At 53.7% G+C, this 15735-nt stretch carries 12 protein-coding genes; 11 read left to right on the top strand and 1 reads right to left on the bottom strand.

All coding sequences use genetic code 11. The features are described from left to right. Positions 1 to 24 precede the first annotated feature (24 nt). From FJ146_07150 to FJ146_07100, 11 genes are all read left to right on the top strand, one after another. Positions 25 to 1134, top strand: a complete 1110-nt coding sequence (locus FJ146_07150; protein MBM4251731.1) for a hypothetical protein — start codon at positions 25 to 27, stop codon at positions 1132 to 1134. Beyond that, positions 1127 to 2062, top strand: coding sequence for a thiamine-monophosphate kinase (locus tag FJ146_07145; GenBank protein ID MBM4251730.1), 936 nt, complete (start codon positions 1127 to 1129; stop codon positions 2060 to 2062). Before FJ146_07150 ends, FJ146_07145 begins: the two co-directional genes overlap by 8 nt. Further along, positions 2044 to 2589: a fasciclin domain-containing protein gene (locus FJ146_07140; protein ID MBM4251729.1), complete on the top strand. Its 546-nt coding sequence runs from the start codon at positions 2044 to 2046 to the stop codon at positions 2587 to 2589. The genes FJ146_07145 and FJ146_07140 overlap by 19 nt, the downstream gene beginning before the upstream one ends. 16 nt (positions 2590 to 2605) lie before the next feature. After that, a complete protein-coding gene (locus tag FJ146_07135; protein MBM4251728.1) occupies positions 2606 to 2863 on the top strand; it encodes a hypothetical protein in 258 nt (85 codons plus the stop codon). A 108-nt stretch (positions 2864 to 2971) separates the two neighbouring features. After that, positions 2972 to 3523 carry a hypothetical protein gene (locus tag FJ146_07130; GenBank protein ID MBM4251727.1) on the top strand — a complete coding sequence of 184 codons (552 nt, stop codon included), beginning with the start codon at positions 2972 to 2974 and terminating at the stop codon, positions 3521 to 3523. Between the two features lie 9 nt (positions 3524 to 3532). Next, positions 3533 to 4309, top strand: a complete 777-nt coding sequence (locus tag FJ146_07125; protein MBM4251726.1) for a hypothetical protein — start codon at positions 3533 to 3535, stop codon at positions 4307 to 4309. Beyond that, complete coding sequence (locus FJ146_07120; protein ID MBM4251725.1) at positions 4263 to 4922, top strand: serine/threonine-protein phosphatase; 660 nt, start codon at positions 4263 to 4265, stop codon at positions 4920 to 4922. The genes FJ146_07125 and FJ146_07120 overlap by 47 nt, the downstream gene beginning before the upstream one ends. A 111-nt stretch (positions 4923 to 5033) precedes the next feature. Beyond that, positions 5034 to 5495 (top strand): ATP-dependent zinc protease, encoded by a 462-nt coding sequence (locus tag FJ146_07115; protein MBM4251724.1) that lies wholly within the window; start codon positions 5034 to 5036, stop codon positions 5493 to 5495. After that, the gene (gene rimK / locus FJ146_07110) at positions 5492 to 6400 is read left to right on the top strand and encodes a 30S ribosomal protein S6--L-glutamate ligase (GenBank protein MBM4251723.1); all 909 of its coding nucleotides are present in this window, start codon (positions 5492 to 5494) and stop codon (positions 6398 to 6400) included. Before FJ146_07115 ends, rimK begins: the two co-directional genes overlap by 4 nt. Before the next feature lie 26 nt (positions 6401 to 6426). Continuing rightward, the gene (locus FJ146_07105) at positions 6427 to 7716 is read left to right on the top strand and encodes an MFS transporter (protein MBM4251722.1); all 1290 of its coding nucleotides are present in this window, start codon (positions 6427 to 6429) and stop codon (positions 7714 to 7716) included. Positions 7717 to 7792: 76 nt separating this feature from the next. After that, positions 7793 to 8470: a hypothetical protein gene (locus FJ146_07100; protein MBM4251721.1), complete on the top strand. Its 678-nt coding sequence runs from the start codon at positions 7793 to 7795 to the stop codon at positions 8468 to 8470. On the opposite strand, the gene FJ146_07095 is transcribed toward FJ146_07100, so the two are convergent. After that, positions 8451 to 15641 carry a hypothetical protein gene (locus tag FJ146_07095; protein ID MBM4251720.1) on the bottom strand — a complete coding sequence of 2397 codons (7191 nt, stop codon included), beginning with the start codon at positions 15639 to 15641 and terminating at the stop codon, positions 8451 to 8453. The genes FJ146_07100 and FJ146_07095 overlap by 20 nt on opposite strands. Positions 15642 to 15735 lie beyond the last annotated feature (94 nt).

Below are 15735 nucleotides of genomic sequence, written 5' to 3'. Positions count from 1 at the left end.
TCGAGACTCACAGGGAGTCAATATATGACTCATAAACATTATTATGCCCCTGATATCATGACTAAGGACTCATTGGAAACCCAAGGATTCCGTTTTAAAGACTTTATCCCCTGTATTCAGTCATTTAAGATGGAGTTAAGACGGGCGAATAAGCGCTCCCAAGGAGCTTCCTACGGGCAAATCATGAACACGCAGGCCGAACCACACACGCAACCTCATCAAACTTGGGTCACTCGTTTTGCCCCAAGCCCGACGGGTTTTTTACACCTAGGCCACGTAGCATCTCTGATTTTCGTGAGCGGCGTAGCAAAGGCGCTGCAAGCCAGGGTGATCTTGCGGATGGAAGATCACGACCGGGGACGCTGCCGCCCTGAATTTGAACTTGCAACGTTTGAGGACTTAGCATGGCTCGGCTATCGCTTTGACAACCAGGAATTCAACCCTCACGATCCATCCCCTTACAGGCAGAGCGACAATCTAAAAGTCTACGAACGCGCACTGCGACAACTGGATAGCAGTGGACTCATTTATGGCTGCAAATGTTCGCGCCTCGCGATCACCAAACGCACGGGCCAAGTGGGCGGCGACGAGCTCCACTACGACGGCCATTGCCGCAACCTGGGACTACCATACGACGCTCCCGATTCTGGGGTACGGCTACGTCTCAATGATAGCCGCGAGCAATTTTTTGATGCTAATTTAGGCCCACAGTTGCAGTTTCCAATGCAGCAATGTGGGGATCTCCTCCTGCGCGACCGGCACGGTTACTACACCTATAACTTTGCCGTAGTCGTCGATGACCTCCGGCAGGGCATCAATCTCGTGGTCCGTGGTAACGATGTACTACACGCCACAGGGCGTCAGATGTATTTGGCGCGCCATCTCGGACAAAATGTCAGCAATACTTATTTCCATCACAGGCTGCTAGTCGATGCGGCTGGCGCTAAACTAAGCAAACGCACATTCGCCGCAGCAATTGCCAAGCGCCGCAGCGCCGGAGAAGAGCCAGGGCAACTACTAGGTGATGCCGCTTTTGCGATGGGATTAATTACGACGCCAAGATCTATCACTTGGGACGAGTTAAACACACTCATCGTGTTCCCTCATTTGCTCAAGGAGCATCGCCATGGCTGAGTTCGATTTCATTCGTTGGCTTGCCCAAAAGTTGGCAACGTCCCATCCGAGTAACGATGCGCTACTCATTCCCCCTGGTGACGACACGGCGCTGCTGCCGCCTCACACAAGCGGGGTGCTGTTTGCCGCCGATATGCTAATGGACGGTGTCCATTTTGACCTGGCCTCGACCTTACCTAAACTGATCGGCCGTAAAGCACTTGCCGTTAATTTGAGCGATATCGCCGCAATGGCAGGACGACCCAGCAGTGTGACGGTTTGTTTAGCGCTGCCTAAATCGCTTCCGGAGAGAGGGGGCGAGACCTTAGCGCGTGAACTCATGAGCGGTATGCTACCTCTGGCGAGTGAGTATGATGTAGCTATTGCTGGAGGCGACACCAACTCTTGGAACGGCCCCCTCGTCATCAGCGTCGCTATCACAGGTGTGCCACACCATGACGGAAGCGTCCTCAGGAGCGGTACTAATTTAGGCGACTGGATCTTCGTGACGGGTGAGCTAGGTGGTAGCATTACCGGTAAGCACCTGAGCTTCACGCCCCGCATCAACGAAGCCTCAATGCTCCACGAAAAGTACGGCCTTACAGCTATGCTAGATTTGAGCGACGGGCTCGGCTCGGACCTCCGTCATATACTTGATGCGAGCGGGTTTGGCGCCACGCTGGATCCAAGTCGCATTCCCATCAGTGCAGCAGCGCGTCAAGCCGCCAAAAAAAGCGGTAAAGATCCACTCCATCACGCCCTAGGCGACGGCGAAGACTTTGAGTTATGTTTTACACTGCCGCCAGAAAAAGGTGCTATGCTGCTAGCACAACAGCCATTTGCCCCGAATCTACTCGTCCACCATATTGGGACCATCACGCAAAAGCGTGGTTTATATTGGTCTGATGGTACGGAAGTCACCACGATGGGCTGGGTACATGGATTTTGAGGGAGACGCACGTGAAGTCACTACATCAAATATCAACGCTCGCCATCGCAATCTTAGCTTTATTTTCGCCGTTTGCTGGCGCCAATGCCTCGTCCGCGGCTTTGGCAGACGACTCTAACGCGCTGGCACCGACGGTCTTAGACCTGATCAGCGTTGATCCCAAGCTCTTGACGTTTAAAAAGGCATTGGACCGCACGGGAATTAGCCGGGATCTCATGCAAGGCACCAACGTCACGGTATTCGCACCGACAAACGCGGCATTCGACGAATGGCCTGCCGATGAACTTGCGAAACTCTTTGCGCAACCAGCAGCTCTCAGTTCCCTGGTTGAAATTCATTTGGTCGACGGCTATGTCACCTTAAGCGATCTTGAATCACGCCAATATCTCATCACCCGTCTCGGGCGGCTCGTATCCGTGATGCATGATACCCCGTACATCCTGATCAATGATGCGAGGGTTGTCGGCGGGGATTTAAGAGGCGTCAACGGTTTAGTTCACATCATAGATACGGTGCTAGAGCCTTAATGGAGTTTTTTGGCAGATGACATTCATCCCTAAATTCATACGCCCCATCTTAGCTGTTGCTGTTTCCGTGTTCAGCACGCAAGGCTATGCACAGCTTCCCCCAATTATGAATCCCCCCAATGCCCAGTGGTATCTTTGGACCTGTTACGGTAAATCGGCAGCCAACAATCAAGATGTGATTTGTGGCCAAGCTTACGGATACAACGATTACTGGGCACGCTATGCTTGCGGGGCGACGTTTTCTGATGTGCGCTGCTGGCCCACCTCCCTATAATTACTGGTAAATATTTATTTGTTTTCCAGAGCCTCAAGGTTTGCGGTGGGTTAGCCGAAAACATTCCCAGTTGGTACAAAACGGTACCAGCTTGGAGGCCAACCTTTCATGACTGCACCGAATGAACTTTTGCGCCAAGTCTTGCGCAATGTGTCCTTCTGCCATGCGCTCCCTGCCGGTGCGCTGGAACCGCAGCTCATGCAGCAGGTCACTGAGATCACAGGACTCGACAAAGAACTGATTATACGCCTAGGCCGTCTCGTTGCCACCAATGGCAGCTTACTCCCCGTGCAACTACTGATTAAAAACGGCCATATCCCCAAGGCCCCCGGGCTACGCTACCGCATCCGGGTTCATTCTAAACTTGGCGGTATTGGGTTTACTAAACAAGCTGCTCGCCAAGGGCTGACTTTAGTCGTCGCCTCGCATCGAGGACGGATCACTTTAACCATGGCAGTTAGTCTGAGTCGCGCAACCAGCGACCTTAGTAATGAGCAGAGAATGGCGCGCGTCAAATGGGTCTGGGTGATCGAAACGCCCCAGCAACGGCAGGTGAGGCGCCACAGTATTGTCATTGGTGGATCGGCGCCCAGTGGTCGCAAAACTGCTCAGAAAAAACTTCATCCACGGCTGTCTTGGCATCCACAATTAAGAACATGAATCCGTTACATGATCACTAAAATCCGATTTAAGATAAAAAATATTTTATTTAGGCAAGATCTTGATGATCTGTCCAATGAGCAAATCGTTTATCTCAACCAGCATCGAGAACGTGAATTAGCAAGGGGTGTGGGATACTACAATAAGCTTGGCCTTTTTGGATATGTGTTAGGCACAGCCGCCGTTTATTTTGTTGGTCATCCTAAGCTCAAACTAATTGCCATGCTTTGGACCTCAACCCTTGCACTCGAGTGCCTCATTTGGATCTTCGCAGAGCGATTCGTAAAACCCCACAAACGTGAACTCATGGTGACGCTACGGGGATCTTTTATAATCATATCTTGCCTTGTGTGCTGCGCCTCCTTTTTCGACTCTGTGTTCAAAGATCCTCAGTTTACTCCAGACTATTACGTCATGGCAGGATTGATCCTTGAAATTATCGGCTGGGGGATTGGGGCGGCTACGTTGCTTTACGGTCATCTGGTCGTCATGTTTTTATGTGTACTACCCTTAATCACTCTCCTGCCCTCTGTCAGCGAACGATCGAGTAATCAAGTTGGATTGTTTATACTGGCACTTCTACCAAACGTTTGTATCGGGGGTTATTTTTTCGTTGAAACAAAAATACGACGTAGGCTCGCTCTCGTGGAATTCAACGCTCAGCAACTCTCGATGCAAAACGAGTTGTTGAAGCGCCAGACTATTGAGCGTGAACTCGAAATTGCGCGCGCCGTCCAGGATGCCTTTCAGTCACCGGTTGGAACCAAAAAAATCCGGAAATCATGAGATTGATTTTTTCCATGTCCCTTACGGCATTTTGGGCGGTGACTGGCTGGCGGAACGTGAACTGCCTGACGGACGCCAGGTAGTGGTAGTTGCCGATGTCACCGGCAAAGGAATTCCTGCCGCCATGGTCGTCCAATGTGTCCAGTCACTCTGGGCAGCAAGCTTGGCGGAACCACAGTTTGATGCGGACAAGTGGTTGCAGAGTTTAAATCAAGCGCTGTGCACGTTAGGCCGTACCCAGGGTACTCACTCGGTATCCATGGGGGTCATGGTACTCGCAGGAAGCCACTGTACTTACTTCTCCGCTGGGCATGTGCCGATGTACTTCGCCCGCGACATCCACGATCACCGAAGTATTGTACCCATCAATGCGCGCGGCTCAGTGCTTGGCCTAGATCCCTTAGTGACGTTCCAGCCCGAAATCATTGCCTTACCAGTCGGAGAGCCGTACATTCTGATGCTCGGCACCGATGGGATCTTGGATTGGCAGACACGGCGCAGCGGTCGCGCGGTGCAGCGTATCATCCGCGGAGCTCTCGATGAAGGTATGAGCGCAATCGCCAAACATCCTGTCAGCGACGACAAGATTATGATCATCATCCGCGCTGCTTGAAGCCGGCAAAAATTGCCGGATTTCAACAGGTCTGGATTTGGATAAACTAGGACAGAGTCCCCTTCCTACCCATTCTCCCGAGGCCCCCTCGTGACCGAGGTTGAAAGTAAAATTAAAGCCTTAAAGGTGGTCGGCTGGCGCGAGTACGTTGGCCTACCTGATCTAGGGTTGGGACTAGTCAAAGCCAAGGTGGACACTGGCGCCAGGACTTCGGCGCTTCATGCCATAAATATCAGATATACAGTTAAGGCAGGGAAAACATGGGTGAAATTTGATGTTCACCCGCTTCAAAGGACGACGAAACAGGTTGTCGTATGTGAGGCTCCCTTGATAGAGGAACGGTTCGTTCGGGATTCCGGTGGCAAGACTTCGCTCCGTCCAGTGATCGAGACCACAGTCGTGATCAAGGGGCGGGCTATATGCGTCGAACTGACTCTGATTGCACGCAGCTCGATGGGCTTTCGCATGTTAATCGGACGGCAAGCGCTGCGTGGCCATTTCATGGTGGATGCAGGAAGGTCGTACCTGGGCGGCAGAAAGAAGTTACTGAGAACTAAGGCAAAGGCAACATGAAGATCGCTGTACTTTCACGCAAACCCTCTCTCTACTCGACCACCCGCCTTGTTGAGGCGGCCCGTGACCGTGGCCATTCGGTGGAAGTGATCGACTATCTGCGCTGCTTTATGAATATCACCTCGCATAAGCCGCAAATATTCTTCAAAGGGCGATCATTAGCTGATTTCGATGCCGTGATTCCGAGAATCGGCGCCTCGCACACCTTTTACGGCACCGCTGTTGTGCGTCAATTTGAAATGATGGGTACCTACACGCTTAATCGATCCCTTGCCATATCACGCTCGCGCGACAAACTGCGCAGCCTTCAGATTATGGCCAAGCAGGGTATCGGTCTGCCGGTCACGGGCTGCGCCCACTCCACGCGCGACGTAGATGGTCTGATTAACTCGGTCGGCGGCGCTCCTTTAGTAGTGAAGCTACTGGAAGGCACGCAGGGCATCGGTGTGGTACTTGCAGAAAACCGGAACGCGGCAGAAAGTGTCATAGAGGCTTTCCGTGGCCTAAAAGCAAATATCATCGTGCAGGAGTTTATCAAAGAGGCGCGGGGCAACGACATTCGCTGCTTTGTGATTGGTGACAAAGTGTTTGCCGCCATGATGCGTAAAGCTCCCGAGGGCGAGTTTAGATCAAACCTCCATCGCGGTGGCGTCGCCACGCGCGTCAAAATCACACCAGCCGAGCGTGCTACTGCAGTTAAGGCAGCGAAGGCCATGGGCTTGCAGGTTGCTGGTGTCGACATTCTCCGCTCGGCTCATGGCCCCGTCGTGATGGAAGTCAACTCGTCCCCGGGCCTTGAGGGTATCGAGAAATCGACGCAAAAGGACGTAGCCGGAGCGATTATCGATTTCATCGAAAAACACCGTGGTCTTAAACAAAAGAAAATGGATCGCAATTTGGGTTGATGAACCTCACACGATAAACCTCACCTTTGACCAGCAAAACCACCAACATCAGCACGTCCAGCAAGAAGAACATGGTGCTCAGCTGCGCCGATGGCAGCGCCTATAGCATGATGGTGGGCTGCGGTGAGACCTATATCGCTGCCTTTGCTTTGGCGGTTGGTCTCGGTCAGGTGACTGCTGGCCTGGTTGGTACTGTGCCCCTACTGATCGGCGGCCTACTCCAGCTTATGGGGCCAAGGGGGGCCGTATGGTGCGGCTCCTATCGCCGCTGGGTGGTTGGATGCGCCTTACTGCAAGGTCTGGCCTTTCTGCCCCTAGCCTACGGGGCATGGCACGCCAACATCAGTGTTTACACGCTGTTTGCTACCTGCGCCGTCTACTGGGGCTTCGGCATGGCTGCGGGCCCGGCCTGGAATAGTTGGATTGACCGTTTAATACCCAAAGATGCTCTGAGACCATTCTTTACCGTACGCGCGCGGCTGACGCAGCTGGCAGCGTTCCTGGCTTTCCTCGGTGCAGGATATGTGCTGGTTGCTTTTCAAACTAAGGGTGAGACGCTGACAGGTTTTGCGACTCTATTCGTCACCGCAACCGGGTGGCGCCTTCTGTCTTGCCTCTGTCTTGGGCTGCAAAGTGATACGCCACTGCGCACCAACGCTGGACCTAAACCAAATTTCATCATCATTGCGCGACGCCTTTACACGGCCCAATCAAGTCGCTTCCTGGTGTTTCTACTGGCATCACAAGTCGGTGTCCATATCGGCGGCGCCTTTTTTGCCTCCTATATGCTGGCCGAAGCGGGCTTTCCCTACTACCAGTACGTGGCCTTGGTCGGGATGTGCTACCTCGCCAAAATCGTTACGCTACCCATACTTTCGACGCAGATTCATCGCTTCGGCTCCTACCGCAGTTTAGTTGTTGCTGCCTTGGGTATCTCTCCCCTACCACTCACTTGGTTGCTGGCCCCGCAGTTTCCCGTGCTCCTTGTTATTCAGTTTTTCGCCGGAGTCGCATGGGCAGCTTTCGAGTTAGCATCGACCCTGCTGATTTTTGAGCGGATAGCTGGCGAGGAGCGCCTATCGATGCTGACCGTCTTCAATTTGCTGAACGCCGCCGCCGTTGTCACCGGCTCCCTTATCGGTGGCGCCGGCATCAAACTACTACCGACGGCCTATGCTTACCCAATAATATTCGCCGTATCCACCGTCGCTAGATTTGCTGCCGGTGCGCTTCTATGGCGACCGCGCCGTATGCACCTAGCCGTGCAATCTACCGATGCCACCGCGGCGGAAAAGCCCGCGGCGCGCGCTGCTTGAGCTCGCGGTTAGCGGTGATTTACGCTATAACCAAACTAGTAGTGAGCGGTGCAGACGCAGAGGAGCAGCAATGGGGATGCAGGTTGCAAGAGCCGTAGTTGGGGTTGAGGGCGCCGCAGTAAAATATGCGATGACACGACCCGGTGAGAGCACGCCTGCCTATGAGGCGCAAGCACGCTCAGGACTGATTGATGGCATCGGTAGCATGACCACGAGATATGTTCAGGGGACGCGTTTGGCCGGCGTTGAGACTTGGACCTACGTGCCTAAACTTTTGACCACTGTGAGCTACCAGTGCGAGAACTTTCTCACTGGTGAGTTTAGTGAGGTCAAAGTCATCGGACGCAAGGCTAAGGTCATCTATCGCCCGGATGCCAGTGAGGAGCAGAGTACTAAAGAGATCGATTGGGGTGAGACCACTTTTGCCGGCAATGCCTTACCCGTGTTTATCGTCAAGCATTGGGACCAGATTAAATCTGGGGCATCGATCGATTTCAGTCTCTACGTACCATTTCGGCTAGAGGCCATTGGCTTTAAGTTGACACCGCAATTTGGCAGCGCCCCGCACACGATCAAGGTGCAAGCGGAGGCGCGTAACTGGCTCATTCGACAGTTCGCGCCGACCATCACATTTACTTTTGTCGACGGCCCCGAGCCGGTCATGACGGCTTATGAAGGTCCCGCGCAGCTGGCCATAAATGGGGACAAGCTAGCGCGGGTCAAGATTGACTTCACTACCGCCCAAGACCGGTAAACAGTCTGACGGCTCGTGCATCGCCATCATTGGAATAAACATGTCCGGACCAAGGATCAATAGCAAGACGGCCAAATTCAAATTCAGCGTCAGCTGGTGCCAATGGGCCAATAGGGGTACCGAGCGCCCAAGTGTTGGATGGGCCGTTACCACCTGCGCCAGTTCCGGCTAGCCAGTAGGCGTGGCCAAGGGCCCTACTATTGCTACACGGAGCGTAGGCCGTCTGATTGCATATCACCCAAATGCGCGGGTTGAGTGCTGTTTGTACCAGGACATCACCGGAGTTAGTTACGGCAATGCCGCTAGGTTTCCCCAGGTCTACGCTATTCTTGGTGGTGTTATCGCCTAGATTGGTGTCCGAACCTCCCGAACCGGCCCACCGATAGAGCGAGCCTGCGGTTGAGCCCGAGCAATTGCCAGTGTCATTCAGACACAGCAACCTAATGCGGTTGGCCCCGTGATCTGCGAGTACTAAATTGCCGTCAGGTAGTCGCGCCATTTGCGAGATTTTTCCGATGGCAACGTTAGTTGCTGTGCCGTCGGTGCCGTCGTCAACTATCCCTGTCCCTGCAACGTGATAAAGGGTCCCGCTGCTGCGTCCACCGCCACAGGCTCCGTTAGTGTTGAAACATGCGAGGTATACCTTATTATTCTGAATGTCGTAGACGAACACGTTGCCGTTGGTATCTGTGACTAGCGGGCCCGGTTTACCTACTGAACTCGCCAAAGAGCCACTGATATCACCAGAACTACTGGCAAGTCCCGTGGTCGACCCATTACCAATTAAGCGGTAAACGGTATCCTGAGTGTTTGCTGCCGTGCAATGGACACCCCCCGTTGCCGTGCAGATGATGTAAACATAGCTACTACCGCCCGTAGCAACGAGTAGGTTACCGCCTGGCTCGAAGGCGAGCGAAGTCATCGGTGGCAAATTGGCTGATGCGCGGGTGGTCCCGTCACCTTGGAAACTCGCTGCCAGAGCACCGGACCCAGCAAAAAGCATGCGATGACCTCGAGGCGCACCTATGCACGGCGCAACATCATTACGGAGACACTGCACATAGATCCGTCGCCTTTCGGGATCACCAATAAACAAATTACCATTACTATCGACTGCCGTTGAGAATTGACGGCTGTATAGCGGCGTATTGATACCACGCTCAGATGGTTGGTCCATCGGGGCCATCATGCCAGACCCAGCAAGCACATAGGACTTAAAGCTCGTCTTGGCATCGCACGCCCTACTCGAATCAAAACATAGTGCCCGCAGTTTTTGCCGTTGCTTATCAGCCAGTATGACGTTGCCACTATTATCTACGGCCATCCCGGCTATGGTTCCAACTTGGGTCGCAGCGATGTCGACACCATTTGCGCTGTCTCCATCACCACTGAGACCAACTGGTGCAATGGAGAATGTCGCTTTGTTTTTGCAGGATTCGCTCGCATAGGTAGACTGGCAAACCGCACGCAACGACTTGTTTAAGGAATCGTAAACGTAGAGATTATTGCCGCGGTCAAAGTAGAGGTACTCTGGTTTCCCTACCGCACCAGCACCAGTCGCAGTGCCGTCGCCAGCAAATTTAAGTAGGGTTCCAGGCCCTTTACCCACGCAGGGATGTCCGGTGGCATACCAATTACCTGAGCCGCAGACCACGAGCAACTTGAAGTACGAGGTGTCTCCGATATAGATAGCATCACCCTCACCTACGGCTAGGCCGGCGACGTTACCGATAGGTGCCGTTTCTGCAGGAGTCCCCTGAGATGCGGAGCTGACGGAGTCACCGACGGTGCCGGTGCCTGCTAACCCGTAAATGCGTCCGCCTGATCGTCCAGTTTGACTACACACAGGCCCCATGGTGCCTTGGCACCTAACAAAGACCCTGGGCTGCCCCGCCTGCGCAAATATGACGTTGCCGTTAAAATCCACAGCCAGCTGCGTAACATCCCCGATAGGGGTCGCTGTTGCCTCAACATCAAGTGTAGGCACACCGCTGCTACCATTGCCGGCCACTAAGACCAAGGACCCTTTGGCCTGATTGACACACACGCCAGCTCCAGGTATCACAACGTTACACACCGCTAGAATTTGGTGGTAGCCACTGTCAGCGATGTAGATGTTGTAATACTGATCGACGTAAAGAGCACTAACCTCACCGATCGCTTGCCATGGATTCCAAGGTGCCTGAGGGCGCCAAGCGGTTGAGTTACCCGGAATCATTTTCCCGTCTGCTCCCGCTAATGTATAGACCCGCTTGACCATCCGACCACGGCAATAAGGCACCTCTGAAGTGTCTTGACACCAGACATTCACGGTACCGTCGCTAGAGGCGAAAATGGTGTTACCAAATCTATCGGACGTCACTGCAGTAGGCGCGCCGATATGGATTTTTTCTAGTTCTTCGCCAATAAATCTATTGCGTCCTAAAATCTTATGGTGAGTCGAAACGCCCACATTAAGGGAAGCATCTCGCACGCTGTAGCTGGCTTCGGACGGACCGATAAGCGCTTTAATGCGGACCGCGATACTAAATAAGGTGTCGGTTATGAAGTCGGCAGCCTGGGTGTTTTCATAAAAGGATCGACCCGACTCATTGAGATTGAAGGCGGCATAACTTGTACCGATTCCCGTATAAGAATTAAAATATGACAACTGAGCGTTAGCCGATTCTTTGTGGGGTTGGATACTGTACGCCACGGCGGAAGTCCCAGATGCGTGTCCAGAGTAAGGCGCTGTCAAAAACAGGTCTTGCAGGCCAGCAAAATGGCTGCGAATCCGTTGCGCGGTTGTGCTCCCCTTCGATAGGTACCCCGATCCGACTAAACCTTGCGTCCTGACGAGCACCGTGTAGAAGTACTGCTTGGTAAACTCGGCTTGTTCGTGGACGAAAGAATTGGAGTCACTAATCCTATGGACATGTCCCCACTTGGTGTCTTGACCAGGGGCGATATTGTCAAAGTCTGACGGCATCTCGGTGGACGGTGGATTTTCACTCACGAGATACATGTATTCGAGGCTGCCGGTAAACGTGCTTGCTACGTTCACAACAATACGCTCATCTTGACTATCATCGGTGGTCACAGTTAAGTTTTCCCACACGCGGATTGCTAGCTCAATCGGTGGATGATTCCCCGCAGATAGCGTGGGAGTGATCGTGTATGTGGTGAGTCCTTTGGCCTTGGAGGCTGTACCGGTAATCGCACAAGTAGTGGTATTGAAACTCAATCCATCTGGAAGAGTTCCATTAAACGCGCAGCTTGCGATAGAACCACCTGTCACTGTAGGCGTTAAGTTTACGGACTGCCCGACGCTGTAGGACCGCATGCGATTGCCATAACCAATCGTGGCCCCAGGCGTGGATCCCACTGTGACTTGGCCAGTGGTGCCACCCGCAAAGAAGTCAGGCTGCCCGTAGATGGTCCGGTAGGCATAAACTTTATAGGAGTAGTTGTCGCCAAGTGTTAGACCCGTGTGAGTGACACTATTGGTGACCGGATTACCGACGTGGATATCGCCAGCCGCAGTAGTCGGCGCAGGTGTGATGGAACTAAAGTCACTCAAATTCGTCTGCACAGGGCCATCTTTGCGCGCAAGAACCACGTAACCGTCAGCTCCATCAGCAGCCGGCCACGATATGCTTACTGCCGTTGAGGTCGTGGATGTCGCGGTAATGCTTAGGGGACCGTCCACGCTGAGCACGAGATCGAGCGGCGTATAGTTGCCTGCACCTGTTGGTGTGATCGTGTAATTGCGCAAGCCTGACGGTACCGTCGCAGCACCGGTGATTTTGCAGTCGTTCTGTAGAGTCAGGCCCGTTGGAAGCAGTGGGGATGATGTACAACCACTCAGCGTGGTAGCCGAGAAGAACACAGGCTGTTTGTTAACCGTCTCACCGACATTGAGTCTCAGTTCTCTTGGCTGATAATAGCCAAAAACCGTGGGAATACCCACATTCACCATATGACGCCAACCTACGGCAATATAATTGTAAGACGCATCATAGGCCATGACTTGGTAGTTGTAGTTTGATCCTTGGGTCAAGCCACCATGAGTCACGGACAACGTAGTTCCGCTAGCATTTACCGTTGCAACGATGATATCGGCTGGGTCCCGTAGTGTTGCCGCCGTGACTTGTTCACCATTTTGCGGAAAGGTGCGCACGTTGGATCCCTGATGAGCCAAAACTATGTAGCCCGTGGCACCCTCAACCGGCGACCAAGATAGCGACACGCTGCTGTTCGTAACGCTTTCCGTCAGGTTGATGCCAAACATGGAACTCAAATAGACTTTAACTGGCTTGCCGATCGCAGCAGAACCTGGATAAACGGTGAGTTCACGAGCAGAAAACGGTGCCGTAATGGTCCCCGAAATTTTACAGTCACTGGCTAAAGTCAGCTCGGCCGGTAACTCGCCAACCTTAACGCAGGTCGAGGGTTGGGGACTCCCGTGATAATCCGGGACCATATCTTGATACTGCCCCACAATGAAAAGGCCGTGCTGTCCATTCTGGTAATCGAAAGCATAGGTATAAAAATTTGCTCCGATCAGCACTTTAGATGTGCTTTGCGATACGCCACCAACTTTGACATCAACAGCATATTTGGTGGCGGTGGTATTGGCTGCCAAGGAACCGCTGATCTCGCAGGTTGAAGTATTTAACTGGAGACTGGCAGGCAGAGAGGGAGACACAGAGCAGACTGCGCCTGGCGGCAACGTGGCAACTGTCTTGATACTAACGCTTTTGGGAGCCCCCGTAATCCCGTCGTAGCGGTACTCGGGACTGTCGTAAATGGAAAACGCGGGCACTAAGGTCAATGTGATATTGACGGGAGTACCGAGAGCAGCGCCCTTTTTAGGGGTGATGACGTAGGGCAACCTGTACTTAAAGCCATACTTTGGTCCGTCGTCTCCGCCCACTGACGGCATCGCAGGGGTACCGTCCAAATTGAGAACGCTCAGGCCCTGAGGATGGAAGTCACTAGCCTGAGCGAAGTCGATGGTCCCAGAGATGGAGCAATTCGGACCGAGTGTAATGCCAGGCGGCATCGGTTGGCTGGAGGCACACGAATCAAAGGCGCCTCCGAGAATTTGGGGGACTACCGTAAAGGGTGCGGCCTCACCTAGAAATTCATAATCGGTCTGCGCATAGGCTACCGAGGGTGCATCTGAGATCACTTTGATGGTGATGGCCGCAGGCAAACCACCGCTGGGGGTCATGGTATATTTCTGCGCCGGCGCAAGAGCTAATGGTGTGCCGGATAGAGTACAGTCCTGCGACAGCACCAGGCCGTATGGAAGTGGTGGGCTGACAGAGCAGTTGGTAAATGTCCCCGTTTTTGTCGGGACCAATGTGGACATCACCGCATTGATCGGCAGGGTTAGCTCGCTCACGGAGTACTTGACTGTCGGAGGTACCACGGCAGCAACCTGGGCATTAACAGCAGCGAGCTCACTTGCACTGAATGTGCTTGTGGCCTGCAGGCTACCAACTGTCGCGGCAGCCGCTTGAGACGAGCTATTGATCGCGGCGACAGCAGCATTCTCGTCGGCTTTGCCTGCAGACGTTAATGCTGTTAGTCCGGCCGTGACGCCACTCATCACGTTGCTCACTAGGTTAGCTATATTGCTGGCACCACTCACGTTTAGCGAGTCGATACCCTTTACCGCACTCGAAACTACCTTTTGTGAAGCTGTCGACAGGGCGTCGCCACTAAACCCTGCGGTGGCAAGAGCTGAAGTTGCGCTAGTCGTAATCGCCTTCAGTGTATCAGCGCTAGACTGTGCGTCCTGGGCGATGCCGAGACTGCCGAGGTTGGCCATAGTGGAGCTGATCACAGACCCCATGACGCTCGTCTTGGTCGACTCTGAACCAAGGTTAGCCAAAGCCTCCACAGATTTGCCAACTACGTTGGTCACGGCAGTGGACTTCTCGGCGTTGCTCAGCGCTGCTGAACTAGCCAAAGACGCCATAGTCCCGGCGATGATACTCTCTGTGGCCGCTGCTGACACGACAGCATCACTCGACACGGCGCTTAGGCCCGTTATGGCGCCTGCAGCCAGTGCCGCGGCGCCAGACGTAACGAGTGTGTTACCGAGGCCGGATTGTTCGCTGACAGTTTGCACTGCAGCGACGCTCGCAGCGGCAATAGACTTCACCGCTGGTCCGAGGTATGCGCTCTCAATTTTGGCCGCGGACAGCGCTTCGACGGCGCTCGTTGAAATTTCTTTCATCGTGCCGACTAGAGTAGCCTGATCTAAACTCTTAAAGACGCTCAGCGATTCGACACTGGCCGCCGCAAGTGATCCGGCGAGCGTTACAGTGGCACTCGCGTCTAGACCAGTCGCGGTGATCGAGGCCACCGCACCTTCTGTTGCTCCAGCGACTGCTGCAGCCACGTTTTCGGCTGGGAGATTAATTGCGGCCAGCTGCTGTACAGCCCCAGTAACGACGGCTTTGGCAACACTTGCCACGACGTCAGTCGCAATGCCCGCGGCTTGGAGATTGGCAATACTCCCGGCAGTCACCGATTTAGTCGCATCACCTACCGCGTCTGCTGCGAATCCCGCCTCCGTCAACTTCGAAACCGCACCTCCTGCCATCGTAGTCGCAAGATTTTCCAATGTAGCGGCCGGAAGACCGTCTGTGTTGCCGCTGAGAGCTTTGAACGAGGTACCTACAATGGCCTGGACTGCATTGGTTTTGAGGCTGGTTTCACTTGCCCCAAGTAAGGCCAGCCCGGCGACGGCACCACGCACGACCGAGGGCGCTGCGTATTCAACCGGAAGACCGACCATGTTCACATTCAGGTTTAAATTACCAGTTTGAATCGCTACGACACCTGCCTTGAGCTCCGTGCGGGCTGCCTCTTGGACCCCAGCGATCTGCGCTTCGGTAAGACCCAGCTCGCGAAGCGAAATTGCCAGGTCAGCAATCATTGTCTCGCCAATAGCGAGAGTGCCTGACACTGCTTGCTGGTCGGGGCCGGCACTGGTGGCTCCTGATAGCATAGAATTGATCTTGCCAAACACACCACGTACGCCGCCGGTCGGTGCGTTGAAACATCCAGTCAACACACTAAATAGACTAAACAGACTAATGCTAACAGCCGCGCTAAATCTGTCCAGACAGCGCCTGCTACATTTGTGAGCCTTCTGTGGTCGATGAGTTGTCATTCGTGCATGCCCTCGCACCTTAGCCCCTGCCAGGTCAGGGGATCGACATACATACCTCGGACGCACCCCTAAAAAACTTAACGAACCAATATTT

It is taken from the genome of Deltaproteobacteria bacterium (assembly GCA_016874735.1).
In the GTDB taxonomy this organism is placed as follows: domain Bacteria; phylum Bdellovibrionota_B; class Oligoflexia; order Oligoflexales; family CAIYRB01; genus CAIYRB01.
Note: the sequence above shows the minus strand (reverse complement) of the source record. Positions and strands in the feature narration are given on the sequence as shown.

Coding starts and splice junctions, on each gene's coding strand:
- rimK (MBM4251723.1), top strand. CDS start 5,492: ATGAAGATCGCTGTACTTTCACGCAAACCCTCTCTCTACTCGACCACC.
- FJ146_07125 (MBM4251726.1), top strand. CDS start 3,533: ATGATCACTAAAATCCGATTTAAGATAAAAAATATTTTATTTAGGCAA.
- FJ146_07145 (MBM4251730.1), top strand. CDS start 1,127: ATGGCTGAGTTCGATTTCATTCGTTGGCTTGCCCAAAAGTTGGCAACG.
- FJ146_07130 (MBM4251727.1), top strand. CDS start 2,972: ATGACTGCACCGAATGAACTTTTGCGCCAAGTCTTGCGCAATGTGTCC.
- FJ146_07135 (MBM4251728.1), top strand. CDS start 2,606: ATGACATTCATCCCTAAATTCATACGCCCCATCTTAGCTGTTGCTGTT.
- FJ146_07120 (MBM4251725.1), top strand. CDS start 4,263: ATGCCTTTCAGTCACCGGTTGGAACCAAAAAAATCCGGAAATCATGAG.
- FJ146_07100 (MBM4251721.1), top strand. CDS start 7,793: ATGCAGGTTGCAAGAGCCGTAGTTGGGGTTGAGGGCGCCGCAGTAAAA.
- FJ146_07095 (MBM4251720.1), bottom strand. CDS start 15,641: ATGACAACTCATCGACCACAGAAGGCTCACAAATGTAGCAGGCGCTGT.
- FJ146_07150 (MBM4251731.1), top strand. CDS start 25: ATGACTCATAAACATTATTATGCCCCTGATATCATGACTAAGGACTCA.